General features: G+C 62.6%; 14 protein-coding genes. 7 read left to right on the top strand and 7 right to left on the bottom strand.

Annotation, left to right across the window (positions count from 1 at the left end; genetic code table 11):
• Positions 1–108: 108 nt before the first annotated feature.
• Positions 109–1,653: an FAD-dependent monooxygenase gene (locus FA94_RS04165; protein ID WP_231584841.1), complete on the bottom strand. Its 1,545-nt coding sequence runs from the start codon at positions 1,651–1,653 to the stop codon at positions 109–111.
• A gap of 92 nt (positions 1,654–1,745) precedes the next feature.
• On the opposite strand from FA94_RS04165, the gene FA94_RS04160 reads away from it, so the two are divergent.
• Positions 1,746–2,357, top strand: coding sequence for a TetR/AcrR family transcriptional regulator C-terminal domain-containing protein (locus tag FA94_RS04160; RefSeq protein WP_035547043.1), 612 nt, complete (start codon positions 1,746–1,748; stop codon positions 2,355–2,357).
• 52 nt (positions 2,358–2,409) lie between these two features.
• On the opposite strand, the gene FA94_RS04155 is transcribed toward FA94_RS04160, so the two are convergent.
• A complete protein-coding gene (locus FA94_RS04155; RefSeq protein WP_035547040.1) occupies positions 2,410–3,072 on the bottom strand; it encodes an ureidoglycolate lyase in 663 nt (220 codons plus the stop codon).
• A gap of 242 nt (positions 3,073–3,314) precedes the next feature.
• Between FA94_RS04155 and FA94_RS04150 the strand changes: the two genes are divergently transcribed.
• Entirely contained in the window at positions 3,315–3,659 is a 345-nt protein-coding gene (locus FA94_RS04150) for a VOC family protein (RefSeq protein WP_035549257.1), read from the top strand.
• Positions 3,660–3,696: 37 nt separating this feature from the next.
• Here FA94_RS04150 and FA94_RS04145 read toward each other — a convergent pair whose 3' ends face one another.
• Complete coding sequence (locus tag FA94_RS04145) at positions 3,697–4,329, bottom strand: FMN-dependent NADH-azoreductase (protein ID WP_035547039.1); 633 nt, start codon at positions 4,327–4,329, stop codon at positions 3,697–3,699.
• A gap of 132 nt (positions 4,330–4,461) precedes the next feature.
• Between FA94_RS04145 and FA94_RS04140 the strand changes: the two genes are divergently transcribed.
• From FA94_RS04140 to FA94_RS04120, 5 genes are all read left to right on the top strand, one after another.
• Positions 4,462–5,355, top strand: coding sequence for a LysR substrate-binding domain-containing protein (locus FA94_RS04140; RefSeq protein ID WP_035547037.1), 894 nt, complete (start codon positions 4,462–4,464; stop codon positions 5,353–5,355).
• 272 nt (positions 5,356–5,627) lie between these two features.
• Positions 5,628–5,915 (top strand): hypothetical protein, encoded by a 288-nt coding sequence (locus FA94_RS04135; protein WP_035547036.1) that lies wholly within the window; start codon positions 5,628–5,630, stop codon positions 5,913–5,915.
• A gap of 453 nt (positions 5,916–6,368) precedes the next feature.
• Positions 6,369–8,099: an ABC-F family ATP-binding cassette domain-containing protein gene (locus FA94_RS04130; protein ID WP_035547033.1), complete on the top strand. Its 1,731-nt coding sequence runs from the start codon at positions 6,369–6,371 to the stop codon at positions 8,097–8,099.
• Between the two features lie 240 nt (positions 8,100–8,339).
• Positions 8,340–8,723 (top strand): nuclear transport factor 2 family protein, encoded by a 384-nt coding sequence (locus tag FA94_RS04125; protein WP_035547032.1) that lies wholly within the window; start codon positions 8,340–8,342, stop codon positions 8,721–8,723.
• 507 nt (positions 8,724–9,230) lie between these two features.
• The gene (locus FA94_RS04120) at positions 9,231–11,534 is read left to right on the top strand and encodes a hypothetical protein (protein WP_156126513.1); all 2,304 of its coding nucleotides are present in this window, start codon (positions 9,231–9,233) and stop codon (positions 11,532–11,534) included.
• Positions 11,535–11,602: 68 nt separating this feature from the next.
• Here FA94_RS04120 and iolB read toward each other — a convergent pair whose 3' ends face one another.
• From iolB to FA94_RS04100, 4 genes are read right to left on the bottom strand one after another with little or no spacing between them, the layout of a single operon-like run.
• Positions 11,603–12,403: a 5-deoxy-glucuronate isomerase gene (gene iolB, locus FA94_RS04115; protein WP_035547030.1), complete on the bottom strand. Its 801-nt coding sequence runs from the start codon at positions 12,401–12,403 to the stop codon at positions 11,603–11,605.
• Positions 12,400–13,326 carry a myo-inosose-2 dehydratase gene (gene iolE / locus FA94_RS04110; protein ID WP_035547028.1) on the bottom strand — a complete coding sequence of 309 codons (927 nt, stop codon included), beginning with the start codon at positions 13,324–13,326 and terminating at the stop codon, positions 12,400–12,402. The genes iolB and iolE overlap by 4 nt, the downstream gene beginning before the upstream one ends.
• A 10-nt stretch (positions 13,327–13,336) precedes the next feature.
• Positions 13,337–15,310, bottom strand: a complete 1,974-nt coding sequence (iolD, locus tag FA94_RS04105; protein ID WP_035547025.1) for a 3D-(3,5/4)-trihydroxycyclohexane-1,2-dione acylhydrolase (decyclizing) — start codon at positions 15,308–15,310, stop codon at positions 13,337–13,339.
• A complete protein-coding gene (locus tag FA94_RS04100; RefSeq protein WP_035549251.1) occupies positions 15,307–17,361 on the bottom strand; it encodes a bifunctional 5-dehydro-2-deoxygluconokinase/5-dehydro-2-deoxyphosphogluconate aldolase in 2,055 nt (684 codons plus the stop codon). Before FA94_RS04100 ends, iolD begins: the two co-directional genes overlap by 4 nt.
• Positions 17,362–17,383 lie beyond the last annotated feature (22 nt).

The raw sequence follows: 17,383 nt of genomic DNA, 5'->3' as shown, positions 1-17,383 counted from the left end.
CGCCATTGTTTGCCTTTCTACTGACAAATAACGTCAGCGGTTATGAAATCTTTAGAAAGTATTTAAGCCTTTATTTTGATTACGCATTAAACGATGCGAATAAAGCCTCTAATTGGACTTGATCGCATGAGTTGGCGGAACCGGGCATGCCGAGCGGCACAAAACAAAACCATCTGGCCGTATCGTCACCGCGCCGTCGTCGGGCAGAGCCGTCAATGTGCGCCAGTCGTCTTCGGAATCGACGAATTCAAAATCCTTGCCGGCGACATAAACTGCGGGCGTAGCGGAGTTGAGGCTTGCACGGCTCGATGCCTGCACCGAAGCGTTCGGTCCAGCCAGCAAGACATAGCTGTCGCCGAAGAGGTCCAGTGTCGAGATCCGTTGGCCGTTGTGCCGAATCCAGGCGTGAGGAAAGCGCGTCCCGGTCTGCGCCTGCAGATGCTCAACCAACGTTGACGAATCTTCGGAAGACGCGTCGTCTGCATACCGATAGCGATGCCGCAACAACAAAGCACCCGCATCGAGCAGCGCAGGGAACACCTCCCGGTTGGTCTGCGTTTCGATACCAAAGCGCGCATCGAAGTCCGTGCGCAGCAGCGCCTGGCTGCCGTTACGCACGGCGAGCGGTCGTCGCTCGGTCTCATAGCTATCGAGCAGCGCCGGTGCCGCGTCACCGCGCAATGTAGCGGCGATCTTCCACGCGAGATTGTGCGCATCGGCAATGCCGGTGGTCGCATTGAAGCCACCCCACGGCGGCATCAAGTGCGCCGCGTCGCCGCACAGAAAAGTGCGGCCCCATCGATAACGCTGCGCAATGGACACGCCGGTGCTCCACGCGCCATGACTAAGAATCTCGATGTCGACATCGTCCAGACCGATCGCGGCGCGCACCAGGTCGGGCAGTTCGCTGTCGGCCGGCGGCCCTTGGGATGGGTCGTATTCCAGATGGAACGACCACCTGTCCGTGTTGTTCATCGCCAGAAAAAGACCGCGCACCTTCTCGTTCGCGATCTCGCACTGGCTGAATGTGCGGCCTTCCACGGCCGCGGCCAGATCGGCGCGGAAGAAGATATTGAGCAGATGCTGCGGGGCGGGCGTCTCAATCATGCCGATGCCCAACTGCCTGCGCACGAAACTGCGCCCGCCATCGGCGCCGAGCAACCAGGCGGCCTCAATGACCGTCTCCTGCCCATCCCGGCCGCGTACGGTGGCGACCACCGCATCGCCCGACTCGACGAACGACACGACTTCATGGCCGAAGCGCACGTCGCCGCCTCGCGCTTCGAGGTGCTGGCGCAGCACCGGTTCGATCAACGTCTGCGGGCACGCGCCGAAACTCGACGGTGACGCGCCGGCCGCGGCCATCTTCACGCGCATGGTGGAGACGTCGACGATCGACTGCGCGTCCATCAGCGTGCGCCCGCGTCGCGCACCGCCGAAGCCGCCCTGTTTCCAGGCCGCAACCGTCGCCGCCTTGACCGCGTCTTCAACGCCAATCTGGCGAAACAGTTCCATGGTTCGCAGATGGATGCCGCGGGCGCGCGGCAGCAGCGAAACGCCCTCGTTTTTCTCGATGAGGATGAAGGGAACGCCCAGACGTTGCAGGAACAGGCCGGCCGACAGGCCGACCAATCCGCCGCCGACGATCAGCACCGATGTGCGGGTAGGGAGAACGGTCATGCGCGACTCCTTGATGGTAAAATCTATCATCGATAAGTATATCTATCACTGATAGAGAGTCAAGCATGGCAAAAATTCGACGTGACGAAGTGGCGAGTGCGGCGCTTGAACTCCTCGACCTGGTCGGCCTCGACGGGTTATCGACGAGACGTCTTGCCGAGAAACTCGGTGTGGAGTCGGCCACGCTCTACTGGCACTTCCGTGACAAGTCGGCGCTGCTCGGCGAGATGGCTTCCCTGGTGCTGGCGCGGCATCACACGATCGGCGTGCCCGAGGACATCGCGGATTGGCCGGTCTGGTTTGCCGACAACGCGCGCAGCTTTCGCCGTGCGCTCCTCGCCCATCGCGACGGCGCACTGCTGCACGCCGGCACGACACCGAACCAGGCGGAGCTCGCGCGGATCCTGCCGAAAGTGGCCTACCTGGTGAACGCGGGGTTTAGCGAATCGGATGCGCAGATGGCGTTGCTGGCCGCGGGCCAGTTCACCGTGGGCTGCGTGCTGGAGGAGCAGGCGCGTGACGTTCGGAGTGCGTCGCCCGAACCTCAACGCAAAGAGGTCGGCAAAGGTAAGACCGCTCAGGTGGAAGATGCCGGCCCGGCGATCGATCCGATCGATCCCGATGTGGCCTTTGAATTTGGGCTCGGACTGCTAGTTAGCGGTCTTTGCAGCCGATAGCCGCTTCTCGCCATGAGGCGAGAAGTTTCGTTTCACGCTAAAGCTTGCCGCCTCAAAGGGGCGCGGCGTCGTTATGGATCGGCGCTTCGAGAAGACACGCAAACTCGCGGGCGAAGTCGACAGAGACGCGCGCGTGTACGGCGCCTTGTTTGTCGAAGAAGCGCTGGGTGCCTTCGAGGGTGAACACCCCTTCATGCCAGATGTTCGGATGGATGTAGAGACCCTGCCGTCCATCGAAACGAAAGCACACGAAGTTCTCTGGCGCAATGTCGTCGCCTGGTAATGCCAGGGGCACGTAGAACGGGCGACCGTCGAGCGGAAAGAAGAGCTGTCCGCCGTCCGGGTGATAGTTCGCGTGCCAGAGCAACATGCGCTGCGGTGCGGCGGCGTGGTCTTCGCGGGCCGCTTCGGGCTCCGTGGCGTACGCGAGGATGTAGTTGCCGCCCACGGCCTCGTTTCGGCCGTAGAGAATGTCGCCGCGCCATTCGCTGATGAAGGTGCCGTCGGTCGTACCGGCTTCGTCACCGGTGCCGGGATCGATCGGCCTCGATCCCACTGCCGGCCACTGTACGATTTCGACTGCGCAATCGTTCGGGTCTGCAACGAGCCTGCCGAATCCGTGGAGCGTCTGCGGGGTCGCGTCGACCACAGGCATGGTCACGCGGCGGAGCCCATGCGGAAGGGCGGGGTTGAGGTAGTCGATTTCTTGGGTCATCGAAATAGTCTACACGTCAGGAACACACGCATTCGTGAACGCGTGGCCGCGCTTCGGCCACGCGTTGGCCACATACATCGTGCTGCGGGCAAACTTGCTTTGCAGGGACGTCAACGAAGGGATTTGAAAGCTCTTTTGACTCGACACCGTGGTTTGGATCTCGGGCAATGACTCGGCAGTATCTTTTCTGTTTAACGTATGTGATCTTGTGGGTCTTCCAAATACTCGTCCTGGAAAATCCAATGCGCATCAGAACCATTTATTTCAAAGTGATGGACATGGAGCGGTCGATCACGTTCTGGGAAAAGCTGTTAGAACTTTCGCCGAATCGCAAGTCGGAGAAGTGGGCCGAGTTTTCAATCGGCGGCGTTCGGCTCGGGTTATTGCTGAATGATTTTGGCGATGAGTTAGTTGGTAGTGCAAGCGTGCCCGTGTTCGAATTCGATGCGTCCTCCCTGCCGGCTTTTCTGGACCGCGCCAAGTCTCTCGGGGCAACCGTCGTCATGCAGTTAAACGACGCGATGACCAGCGTCGTTCTGGCAAGCCCAGACGGCCACGAATTCGAAGTTTGCACGTGCCACGATTAGGCGTTTCTGCCATCAATTTCGGCCGCAGCCCGCACGTTCAGAACTCGCGTGCGATCGCGCGGGCTTCTTCGATTGCGCGGCTTCGGTCGACCTTCCCCTCGGGACCCAGCAGCGTGCGTTCGACGACGATGCCCGCGACGTCCTCCACGCCCACGAATTTCAGCCACGTTTCCATGTAAGGACGCTGGAGGTCGAACTCGCTGGCCGGCGTCAGCGAGCCTGGCGACGTATAGCTGAGGCCGCGCGCATAAACGACGGCCGCTTTTTTCCCGCGCAGCATGCCGGTAAAACCCGAGCTATCGAATGAGAACAGCACGTCTTTCTGCGAGATCAGGTCGATCAGATGTTTCAGCTTGTACGGGATGCTGAAATTCCACAACGGCACGCCGAACAGAAATTTGTCTGCTTCGTGAAAGGGTGCCGCGAGAGCTTCAATGCGCTGCCATGCCGCGGCCTGGTTCGGCGTCAACGGCGTCCCGCTCAACCCGGCGTATTTCGCGGCCAGGGCGTCCGCGTCGAATTCGGGAAGCGGCGCGTCCCATAGGTCGAGCTTTTGAATATCGTGATCGGGATGCGCCAGGCGGTACGCATCGAGAAACGCGTTACACACCTCGATGGACGCCGAGTAGCCCTTGTTGGGTGAGCCTTCGATATAGAGAACGCGAGTCATGAAATCAGTCCTGACGAGAGGTGGCGGCGACCGGCGGAATGCGTGGTCGCTCGCCGTGATTCGTAGCGTACCGAGCCGGCTTATAATTTAGAAACGATATTAATTGCTTGAATTAACCCGGTTTGGTGATCAATGGACAGCCCGCTCGATACCGCGCTCCTTCTTACGTTCGTTGTCGTCGCCGATGCCCGGAGCTTCACCGGCGCCGGTCGCCGGCTGCATTTGAGTCAATCCGCGGTGAGCGCCCAGGTGGTTCGTCTCGAGGAGCAAATCGGGCGCGCGCTACTTGTGCGCAATACGCGTCGCGTCGCGCTCACGGAGCATGGCCAGACGCTGCTTGGCTACGCGCGGGCCATGCTTAATCTCAGCGAAGAGGCCAGGACCCGATTGGGCGCGGGCGATGCCTACGGCGGAAAGCTGCGCATTGCTGCATCGGAGGATTTTGCGGGCGGATGGCTGCCCGACGCGATGCGCCGGTTTAGCGCCGCGCGCCGTGGATTACTGCTGGATCTCACCGTCGACATTGGCGACAGTCTGTTTCGACGGCACGCGAATGGCGATTTCGATCTGGTGATCGGCAGCCGGTGTTCTGCGTCAAATGCCGGCACGACGCTTTGGCGAGAGCCGCTCGCCTGGGCGTTTGCCCGTCATGAGCCGCTTCCCGAAGGCGATGTGCCATTAGCGTGTTTTCCCGATCCGTGTCCATTTCGGGAGGCGGCCGTCAAGGCACTCGCGTTGGCCGACATGCCGTATCGCATCGCGTGTGAAAGTCCGAGTGTGATGGGTATTCGGGCATTCGCCCGAGCGGGGATTGCCATCGCACCGGTGCCGCGTAGCGTGATCGATGACGAACTCCGCGAACTCGGCGTGAGCGAAGGTTTGCCGGAACTGCCGGATATCGAATTCGTCATGATGTACGACGCGGAGAAACCTGCCGCAGTGGAATTCGCCGAGGCGATTTTCGACGAAGTCGATGTGCGGATGGGCGCGGGGAAACGTAGTCTGGTTGCTGCGAAGAATGCTTAGGCTTAGCGCTACCTGCACGTCGTAACGGCGATCAGAACCCCCCACGGCTTAATTCCGGAAATAGAAATTATCCCTTGCGAAGAAAGCGCTTAATTATCCGCGACCGTTTTCCTAGACTAGCTGTGCGGTGATCTATGGTTTGCGCCACGCGTACAACTGCGAGGGGCAAACGAGTTTGATCGCCACGAATCAGGCCGGCAACGACCGCCGCGCAGAACGGCGAATGGGTCGTTTACGGCGCAATTCGAGTCCAAATCAAAAAGGAGCGGGACATGATCAAGACAACTGGCACATTAATCGCGGCCGTCGCCGCGCTCACGCTGTCGGCCGGCGCTTATGCGCAGAGCAACAACACGCTGGCAACGCCGAGCACCACATCGCCGGTCGCTGCAACAACAAGCGGTTACGGCACACCTGGCGCCGTCAACTCGGAAAGCGGCACAAGCGCCGGGTCGCCGAATTCGAATAGCTCAAGCAATAGCGCGGCGTCCCTGACCAACCTGCCGGGAAGCCACAACACGCTGGCGACCCCGAGCACCGTATCGCCGGCTGCTCAATAACAGCGATTAAGGATGATGACGTTCTGGCTGTGCATACCTTGTTCAGCCCGGCGTCGTTATCGCTGGCGTTAAGGAAATAGCGTTCGTCGCCGATTGCATTGATCGTTCGATGAATCGACGCGCCGATTTGTGTTCCTCAAAAGAGGCTTTCGTTTTATCCGTTCAAAACGGATTCTATCGCACGACTTGTCCAGTTCACCCAAGCCCGATTACACTGCGCAGACCTTAACTCTTTCTGAAAAAGGAGGTAAATATGGTTCTGCTTTTGTACCCGATGATGTTGGTACATTGGTCCAGCACATTTGCCTGCTCTCACCTGCGTTCCATCGCGCTGCGATAACCTGGTCAGAGCAAAGCCCACTCCGTCTGGTCGAGTTCTTTCTCGATTCCATTGTTGTCGCCAGCGCTCCTGTTGACAGGGACAAACACGTCCCGCAGAAACGAGAGCAAAGCATGACAACCCTGATTTCCGCACTTTCCGTGCAACTGGAAAGCGGCCACGGCCCGCTATTCCACGACCTTTCCTTTACCGTAAAACTGGGCGACCGCATTGGTCTATTGGGCCATAACGGCTGCGGCAAAAGCAGTTTGCTCGGCGTATTGGCCGGCAGCCGTGAGCCCAGTGCCGGCAGCGTGCAATATGCTGGGCAGTGCCGCCTGCAGCATGTCGAGCAACATCTGCCGCCGCGGCTGGCGAACCTGACGGCGCGCGAGGCCCTTCTGGAAGCGATAGACAAACAGCCGGAACAACATTGGCGAGTCGACAGTCTGCTGAACGAACTGGGATTGCCTGAGGCCGCCGATACGCGGGTGGCCAGCCTGAGCGGCGGTCAGCATACGCGCCTGCTGCTGGGGCGAGCCGTGTTGCAAGAGCCTAACCTGCTGTTACTGGATGAACCCAGCAACCATCTGGACCTGCCGTCGCTGCTGTGGCTGGAGGATTTCCTGGGACGTTGGCAGGGCGGTTTCATTCTCGTGTCGCATGATCCGCGGCTGTTGGACACGCTCAGCGACAAGAGCTGGATTCTGCGCGATCAGCAGTTGTACAGCTTCGATTTGCCGTGCAGCCGGGCATTAATCGCCTTGGCCGAAGCCGACGCGGCGGCGCAGTTGCGCCATGCCGGCGAGCAAAAGGAAATCGACCGACTGACCGCCAGCAGCAAACGCGTCGCCATCTGGGGTCGCGAGCATGACAATGAAAAGCTGGTGCGTCAGGCCAGGAACATACAGCGGCGCGCCGATAAGCTGAAAGACGATCAGACCTTCGTCAGTCGTGGCAGTCCGTGGCGCCTGACATTGCAAGGGAAATCGCTGGCCGCCGACAATCTGCAGGCATTCGAAGGCCTGCAGGTATGCGCGCAGTCCGACCAGCCCGTGTTGTTTGAGCTGGACGCGCTGTGGCTGCGGCCGGGTGACAAGGTCGCGCTTCTGGGCAGCAATGGCGCGGGCAAGTCTTCGCTGTTGCGGCAGTGCTGGAGCGACGTGCAGGCAGGCGAGGCTCGGGCAGGCTGGCGCTATCACCCTGCGGCGAGCATCGCCTACTACGATCAGTCGCTGCGTCAACTGGCCGACGAAGCGACACTAGCCGACGCCCTTTACAAGTTCGCACCGGTTGGCGACCGGGAGCGACGGCAAGCCCTGATCTCGGCGGGGTTCGCCTATTCGCGACACGGTCAGAAGGTGGCCACGCTCAGCGGCGGTGAGCGCGCGCGGTTGCTGTTCCTGGCGCTGTCCATGGCCAGCTATCACCTGTTATGGCTCGATGAACCGACCAATCACCTGGATCTGGACGGCAAGCGTGAACTCGCGGTAGCGCTCGCTGTTTTCGCTGGTGGTTTTCTGCTGGTTTCGCACGACCGTGAACTGATCGAAAACAGTTGCAACCGTTTCTGGGTAATCAGCAAGGGTCGCGTCCAGGAATGGCCGGATGCCGCGAGTGCTTATCAGAGTCTGTTCGCCACCGGCGGCAAGGTGCGATCCGAAACTGCTCCGGCTGCGCTGCCCGATCTGGTTGCGCAGTCCACTTTCGCTAGTGAAGAGGCCGAAGTGCAGTGGCAGCGCTGGTGTCAATTGGAGGCGTGGCTGGAGACGGACCGGGCGCGTAAACCGAAGCATCAGAAGTCTCATTTGCAGCAGGAATGGCAGCAGGAGATGCGGCGATTGGAGGAATCGTTGGGTTTGTAAAACCTGAGTGAAGAATCTTTTTGGGGCCCGGCTGGTAAACGGTGCAATTCCTGCCGTTACCAGTCGGCGTCATTCAGCAGCGATTCATTTGGTACACTGAATTAGCCAATCCACCTGTTGTTCAGGGCCCGGTTCGACCCTGACAGCGGCTACCTGGTGACGAATCAACCGTGCCCGTTTTGACGGCTTCATCGCGTGAGTCCTTCATCGCGGGACACGAAATCGTGCGGAGGTGTTGCCATGCAGGAAGAGCAATTGCGTGAAGCCTTGAATGCGCACTGGCGCGCATCGGCGGCCGGCGATCTGGACGCGGAGCACGCTATTTACGCTGACGATGCCATCTGCGACTATCCGCAATCGGGCGAGCGAATTCTCGGCCGATCCAATTTGCAGGCACTGCGCGGACACCACCCCGACAAGCCATCCGGATTCGACGTCAGGCGAATTCAAGGCGAAGGCAATCTGTGGGTCACGGAATACGAGATCACCTATAACGGTCGAGCGTTCTGGACGGTCAGCATCATGGAGTTTCACGACGGCAAGGTCGTCCACGAGACCCAGTATTTTTCGGATCCTTTTGAAGCACCCAGTTGGCGTAAGCAATGGGTTCAGCAGACTACGTGATGTTCAAAGGCGGTCGATAGGCCACCTGCTTATTGCAGCGCCGCAAATCGATCGACGATTGTTTCTGCGGCTTCAGCGAGCGCCTTGCGGACCTCTACGTCTCCGCTAATCCCACACCTCGCGCAAATTAAGCCCCTCAGTGCCGTTTGAGTGCCGTTTGAATGCCGTTTCACGGCACGGCGCTGACGCCCGACCCATGCGGCTTCCCACTGACTCACCGCAGCGATTCAAACGCTTGATCGTTTGGTGAGCGTCCTCCAGAAATCTTGTCGGCAGCGCGCTGACAAATCAAGACAATCAGGTCAAAGGCGCGCGGCGTCGGCGTGGTGTTTAAAGCCGCCGTCAGCGCGACGAACCATGCCGCAGCCGACGTGCGCGAGACGCGTCGCGGCCTCAGGAGGAGACATCGTGAAACAGAGACGCGTAACAGGCGAAGCGGCCGCGAATGGGCGGCGCGTGGTGGAGTTGAATGGACCACGGTCGCAAACGTCACGAAGAGCAGGGCAAATGCGAGCGTGGTGCGCACCGATTGGCGTCGGCGTCGCGTTGTTGACCGCCGCGTTGCTGATGTCCGCTTGCGCCGACGCGAGTTCGAGCACCACCGAGACGTCGTCCACTTCGTCGAAACCCGTGAGCGCTTCGATGAGCACGGCGAGCACAACCGGCAATGCCGTCACCGCAACGCCGTCGCAAGACGCGGCCCTCACCGCCGCCGACACCTCGCACGGCGCCGCCGCGTCGTCACGCCCATCACTCGAACTCGCGAAAGCCAAACAACTCGCCACCGAACAGCGCATCGCCGACCGCCTGCCGTCAGCCAGCGGCATGACCGAAAAGCGTACCCGCCCGCTAACGTTGCGCGATTCCGGCATCGACGGTTCGCTGATGTTCGCGCGCGACGTCGACTTTCGTGTGACCGGCGACATCGGCTTCATGATCCACGACATGGCCGCGACGCTGAGTCCCGCGCATCCCGGCCAGCCGATCGTCTTCGACGACCCCACCAGCGTGACGATCAACGTCCACCGCGGCGACGTCACGCTCGACAGCGCGAAGCTCACCGCGATTTTCGACCGCTATCTGTTCCAGTACCAGGGCTCGCCGCTGCGCAACATGCGGGTGGTGCCGCAAGACGGCGGCAGCTTGCGCATTACGGGCGAGATGCATCGCGAGACCTGGGTGCCGATCGTGCTGAGCGGCGCCTTGTCGATGCGCAACGCCAACGAACTCGTGTTCCACGCCGATCACGTCGAAGTCGCCGGTGTCGGCGCCGACAAGCTGATGCAGGCCGCGCACGTCAAGATGGCCGACCTGCTGAAAGTCGACACGCCGATCGCGCGTCTGGACGGCGACGACGTGGTGATGCAGGTCGCCAAACTGACGCCGCCGCCCGCGTTGCGCATGACGATCACGCACATCGACACGAGCGCGGCCGGCGTGCGCTTCACGCTGGACGACCACACCGTGCCCAAAATCGACTGGCCCGCGACGATGCCCGCCCGCGGCATGCTGGTGCAGGGCGGTGACGTGAAATTCATGCGGTCGATGCCGATGAACATCGACATGGCGATCACGCCGCTCGACGCCAACGCGCCGTTCGTGCTGGACCTGTATCACTACCGCGACCAGATGGAGGCCGGTTATCTGACCTTCGACGAAGCGGGCGCGCTGGACGTGCATCTGCCTTCTTATTCGACGCTCGCCAGCGCTAGCGCAAGTGCAAATTCCAGCACCGCCGCCAACGACACGCCGCTGCAAACGGGCAGCGCCGGCGCGCGCTTCAACGACAGCTTCATCCGCGCGCAACAGGCTTCGCTTGCGCAAGCGCGGCTGATCTGGCAACACGTGCCGCAGACCTTGAGGACCGCCTCGATCGCACGCGCCATTCCGGTCGGCACACGCGCGGCATTTAGCGGCCAAAGCATGGCGACACCCGGCTCAGCGTTCACCGACGAGCGTCATTCGCCGGGCGTCGCGCCGTTGATTCACGTCGAGAATGTCGACTTCTACGTAGCGGGGCGGATCGGTTTTCATGTGCGATCGCTGGACGCGCAGATGGTGCCGAAGCATCCGGGCCAACCCGTCGACCTCGACGATCCGGATCAGTACGACATTCATATCATCGGCGGCGAGGTGGTCGAGCCCTGGCCGGCCATGGCGGCGCTGTTCAACGACTACCTGCTCGACTACGCGCCGCGCTCGCTGAACGATCTGCAGTTGAAACCCGTCGACGGCAAGCTCGAAGTCACGGGCGGCATCAAGTTGTGGAATCACTTTCCCGGCGTATGGCTACCGACCACGATGAGCGGCACGATCGTCGCGAAGGACGAGCGCCATCTCGTCTATGAACCAACCTCCGTGAAGGTGCTGGGCGTGCCGCAGGCGGGCTTGCTGCGCGCGCTGGATATTCCGCTGGCGTCGCTGACGCCGTTCACGCGCAAGGGCGTCGCGTTGAAGGGCAACGAGCTGGTGTTCGACCAGTACACGGTGTTTCCGCCGCCGGTGCTGCAAGGACGCCTCGCCAGCGCGACGGTGAGCGACGAAGGTCTCGTGCTGAAATTCAAGCGTGACGCAGCGATCGCCGCCGCGCGCCCGCCGGCGAATGCGGGCAAGAGTTTCGTGTGGATCGAATCCGGCGACGTGAAGATGTTCAATTCGCTGGTGACGAATACGAGAACCTTCATCAAGGACAGTTCGAACCCCGGCGTGATGAAGTTCGATCTGTACGGTTATCGCCGCGACGTGTCGAAGGGCACCGTGCGAATGGGCACCGACGGCGGCCTGAACGTCGACCTGGCCACGAGAAAGTAGCGAACGTCACGCGGCGTCACGACGCGTCAAGGCGCGCCGTGACGTGACGCCAAACGCTCAATCGTCTTTCAAGCGTCTTTATTGATGATCCATTCATGCGCCGGATCGTTGCGGAAATGCCAGACCCGTTGCCCGCCGGCCATCACGTTCAGGTAGTACGAGTCATAACCATACGGCACGATCACCGGATGGTAGCCACGCGGCACCATCACCACATCGTGATTTTCCACGGCCATCGATTCATCGATATCGCGCATGTCGGTGTACACGCGCTGAAACGCGAAGCCTTGCGGCGGATTCAACCGATGGTAGTAAGTCTCTTCAAGCGAGCTCTCGTGCGGCACATTGTCGGTGTCGTGCTTATGCGGCGGGTAGCTCGATGCGTGTCCGCCCGGCGTTCTGACTTCGACCACGAGTAACGACTCCGCCTGCTCGGTCTGCGGAAGAATATCGCACACGTAACGTGTATTCAGGCCCTTGCCGCGTGTGGAGCGCTTCATCGACGCCGGTTCGATCAGCCTTGCCGGAAACTGGCCCTTGGCCGGCGCGCTCGCCACGCCGATCTCCGCTTCGCGATTGGCGCGCACGGTCGCGCGCACGCCCGGCGGTAGATATACCGCGTATGGCGCTGCGTCTTCGAACACGTTGTCGCGCGAACCGAGCGCGGTCCACGTGGCGTCCGCAGTTTCGATATCCACCGCGCCGGTCAGCACGACGATACACACCTCGCGCGCCGCTTCGAGCACATGCACGACTTCGTTCTCACCCAACCGGTAAGCGGCGAAGCCCACATACCGCCAGCACGCCGACTCCGGCGTGACCCGCGCGATCGTCTGGCCGTCGCGCTGCGCCTTCACCAATAAACTCATGCTGCCTCCTGATCCGCGCTGCCCACACCGTCGAGCGGTGCATCCACCAACGCGCGCAACGTGCGATAACCCCTCTGCGCGTACTCGAACGACGGCGCGACCACCGGGTCCTGTTCCGCTTCGACCACCAGCCAGCCGCGATAACCGTGATGCTTCAGGCGCTCGATGATCGCCGGGAAATTCACCGCGCCGTCGCCTGGCACCGTGAACGCGCCGGCAATCACCGCGTCGAGAAAACTCCAGTTGCGATTGCGTGCGAGCTTCATCACGGCGGGGCGCACGTCCTTGCAATGCACGTGGCACACGCGGCCGATATGTTTGTCGAGCACCGCCAGCGGATCGCCGCCGGCAAACGTAATGTGCCCGGCGTCGAACAGCAGGCCGACGGCATCGCTCGTGCGTGCCATCAACTGATCGACGTCGGCGGGCGTTTCGACATACGCGCCCATGTGATGGTGATAAGCCAGCCGCACGCCACGGCTTAACGTATAGCGCGCGAATTCATCGAGACGCGCCGCGTACGCGGCCCACTGCGCATCGCTGAAAAAACGCGGCCGTTGATACAGCGGCTGCGCTGCGCCCTGAATCGAATCGGCGACCTCGCCGTACACCATCGCCGTCGCGCCGTTTTGCGCGAGCAGTTCCAGATGCGGGCCGACCGACGCGATTTCGTCTTCCACGCTGCCGCGCGCGAGGCGGCCGGAATACCAGCCGGACACCAGCGCGAGATCGTATTGCGCGAGCAGGGTCTTCAGCGCCTGCGGTTCGCGCGGAAACTTGTTGCCCAGTTCGAAGCCCTGATAGCCGATCTGGCGGCCTTCCGTCAGCGCCGTGTCGAGCGGCGTCTCGCCGCCGAGCGAAGGCAGATCGTCGTTCATCCACGATAGCGGGTTGATGCCGATACGTACGTCGAAAGCAGTCATGCGGACGTCCTTATTCGTTGTCGGGTTGGGCAGCGTGCTCGCCGGTGTCGGCCGATTCGGCGCGGGCCGCGAGCTGCGCGTCGTACTTCGCGCGCGCGTCGCGCACGGCGGGGCGCGCCGACACTTCGGGCACGGCGACTTCCCACCACCAGCCGCCCTCGTCGGTGGTGCGGGCCGGGTCGGTGTCGATACTGATCACGTAAGTGCGATCCGCGGCGCGTGCGCGTTGCAGCGCGACTTCCAGTTCAGCGATATTCGCGACGTGTTCGGCTTGCGCGCCGAGGGCCCGCGCATGCGCGGCGAAATCGATCGTCGGCGCGCCGAGCGGACCTTGCATGCAGTCCTCCAGCAGGTTGTTGAACGGTGCGCCGCCGCACGCCTGTTGCAGGCGGTTGATGCAACCGTAGCCGCGATTGTCGAGCACGACCACGATCAGCTTCGCGCCGATCATCACCGAGGTCGCGATCTCGCTGTTCATCATCAGATAGCTGCCGTCGCCGACCATCACGATCACTTCGCGCGCTGGTCGCGCGAGCTTCGCGCCGAGGCCACCGGCAATCTCGTAGCCCATGCACGAATAGCCATATTCGACGTGATACGCGCCCGGTTTGCCGGCGCGCCACAGCTTGTGCAATTCAGCGGGCAGCGTGCCCGCCGCACACACGACGATGTCGTTCGCCGCCGACCCCGGACTCGAGCGCTGGATCGCGCCGATCACGTCGCCTTCGTACGGCAGCACGCTGTCGCGTTGCGGCGCATGCGTGAGCGTGCTCACCGTGTCGCGCCAGCTTGCCGCGAGTTTGTGCGCGCGCGCGGTCCAGGGGCGTTCCGCGTGCCAGCCTTGCAGCGGTTCGGCGAGTGCGTCGAGCGCGAGACGCGCGTCGGCTTCCACGACGAGGGCGCGATGCTTGAGGCCGTCGAACGCGTTGGCGTTGATCGCCACCACGTCGGCCTGCGTGAACAGCGTATTCGAGCCGGTGGTGAAGTCCTGCAGGCGCGTGCCGATGGCGAGCACGCAGTCGGCGTCGTGCGCGAGCGCGTTGGCGGCGGGCGACCCCGTTACGCCCAGCGCCCCTGCGTTCAACGGATCGTTCCACGCCAGCGAGCCTTTGCCCGCCTGCGTTTCCGCGACCGGAATACCGTGCGTGGTGGCGAAGCGGTGCAGCGCGTCGGTGGCGTGGCCGTAGAGCACGCCGCCGCCCGCGACGATCAGCGGCCGTTTGGCGCGCCGCAAATGCGCGACGGCGGTTTCGATTTCATCAATACGCGGCGCCGGCGCATGAAAGCGAACGATGCGCGGCTCGAAAAACTCCGCCGGGAAATCCCACGCCTGCGCCTGCACGTCCTGCGGCAACGCGAGCGTGACCGGACCGCACAACGCGGCGTCGGTCAGCACACGCACAGCGCGCGGCAGCGCATTGAGCAATTGCGCCGGATGCACGATACGGTCGAAATAGCGCGACACCGGTTTGAGCGCGTCGTTGGCGGACACGCCGCCGTCGTGAAAGTCTTCCACCTGTTGCAGCACCGGATCCGGCGCACGCGACACGAAGATGTCGCCGGGTAGCAGCAGCACCGGCAAACGGTTCACATGCGCGAGCGCCGCCGCCGTCACCAGATTGGTGGCGCCTGGTCCGATCGAGGTCGTCACGGCCATCATGCGGCGGCGGAAATGCGCCTTCGCGAAAGCAATCGCGCTGTGCGCCATGGCCTGTTCGTTGTAGGCGCGCAGCGTCGGCAATTCCTCGCGGTGCTGATACAGCGCCTCGCCGATCCCCGCAACATTGCCATGCCCGAAGATCGCGAAGACGCCGCCGAATAGCGTCTCGGTGCCTTTGCCGTCTTCGGTGGGCACGCGTTGCGCGGCGAGGTAGCGGACCAGCGCCTGCGCGGTCGTCAGGCGGATCGTGCCGGACACCGCGGGGCGTGCCTGGGTAGCGTCGTTGGCGGACGCCGTGTCGTGATGCATTACGCGCTGGTTCATGCGGCCTGCTCCTGATGAACGCGGCTCGACGCGCCGTGCTGCGCGGCATTCGCGCCACGCGTCGCGCGCCACGACGCGATCAGCGTTTCGAACGTGCGGCGTACGCGCACGATCAGTTCGTCGTCGTCGATTTCATTGGCGAGCCACGCATGGCTCGGCTCGTGAAAGATCGTGCGGCCGACGGTGAAGCCACGGCACGTTGCCGATTGCGCGGCGGCGCGAAAACCCTCGTTCAACTGCTCGACACCCGCCGACAAACCGAGCAGCACCACGCCGCGGCAATACGGATCGCGTTCGGCGATCAGCGCGTCGACGGCCTGCCATTGCGCGGCGTCCATAGGTTCGAGTTTCCACCACTCCGGATAAATGCCGATGTTGTACAACCGCTTCAACGCGCGATACACAATGTCCGGTCCCTGCGGCAGCGAGCCGTGCTTCGGCGGAATCACTTCGAGCAGCAGTTCATGGCCGCTTGCCTGAGTCGCGTCGTATAGCGCGCGCAACTGCGCTTCCTGTTCGAGACGCTGTTCGATGGGCTCGTCCGGATGGAACTGCACGAGGCACTTGGCGATATGGTCTTGCGGCCACGGAATCAGCGAGGTGCCGATCGAGCGGCCGTGATCGAACACCAGCGGCACGGAGCCGGGCAGTTCGACCGGACGGCCGATCCACCAGCCGCGTCCGGTGGCCGCGTTTAGCGCGTCCTGGCCGTAACGGTCGTCGATCAAGACGCCGATGCGGTTCTGCAAACCCAACGCGCTTTCCGTCTGCGCAACGGCCTCGACGAACAGGCCTTTCAGTTGCGCGATGCGCGCTTCGTCGGCGCCGGTTTGCTGCGCGAGTTCGAAGAACTGGTTGCGATGATCGAACGCGAAGCCGAGTACTTCGTCCCATTGTTTGCGGGCTGGCGAGACGCGATGCAAACGGGCCAGCGTCGCGTCCCGATCCGGACGGCGCATACGCTGCGGGTCGGCCTTCGCTTCGCGCAGGAAGTAGTCGAGTTCGGCCGGCGTCGGCATGGCCGGCGCGCAACCGTGCCGCGACACCACCAGCGCGCCGCTCGCGTTCGCCGCGCGCGCGCAGGCTTCGAGCGGTTGATCGCGCAACCATCCGGAGAGGAAACCGGACGCGAATGCGTCACCCGCGCCGAGCACGTTCAGCACCTCGACTTCCACGCCGCCCTGAATCGGCACGTCGTCGAGTGAGGCGGGCACCGCGCCGTCGATGATCTGGCAGCCCAGCGGCCCACGCTTGAGCACCAGCGTGGCGGGCGTCACGGCGCGCACCATCGCGAGGGCATCGACCAGTTCGGTCTTGCCGCCGGCAATGCGGAATTCTTCCTCGGTGCCGATCACCAGATCGAACAGCGGCAGAATCCGCTGCAAATGCGCGGTGACGCCTTCGCTCGCCACGAAGCGGGTTTCGCCGTCCGCTTTGCCCGTGAGGCCCCACAACACCGGGCGGTAGTCGATATCGAGCACCGTACGCACCTGATTGCGGCGCGCGTAATCCAGCGCGCGGCGGCTCGTGCGGTTCACCTGTTCGGTGGAGAAGTGCGTGCCGGTAATCAGCAGCGCTTTCGACGACGCGATGAACGCCTCGTCGAAATCCGCTTCGTCGACGGCCATATCGGCGCAGTTCTCGCGGTAGAAAATCAGCGGGAACGTATCGCGGTCTTTCAGGCCGAGCAGCACGAGCGCGGTCAGGCGTTCCTGATCGACGCGCACATGACTGACGTCGCAACCTTCCTGGGTGAGCGTCTCGGTGAGAAAACGGCCCATATGATCGTTGCCGACACGCGCCAGCATCGCCGAGGCAAGACCGAGCCGCGCGCAGCCGAACGCGATATTCGCCGACGACCCGCCGAGATACTTCGCGAAGCTCGACACGTCTTCGAGCCGCGCGCCGACCTGCTGCGCGTACAGATCGACGGCGAGCCGGCCGAGGCAGACGATGTCGCGCGTGCGGCCCGGCGCGAAGCGGCCGGTGGTCGAACCCGAACCCGACACCGGGCCGGACGGGTTAGCGCTGAGTGTGCTGGAGTGAGCCATGAATAATCCTGAATAGCTGAGC

This window comes from Burkholderia sp. 9120 (assembly GCF_000745015.1).
GTDB lineage: Bacteria > Pseudomonadota > Gammaproteobacteria > Burkholderiales > Burkholderiaceae > Paraburkholderia.
The sequence above is the reverse complement of the archived record's forward strand: the minus strand, read 5'-3'. Positions and strand labels throughout refer to the sequence as shown.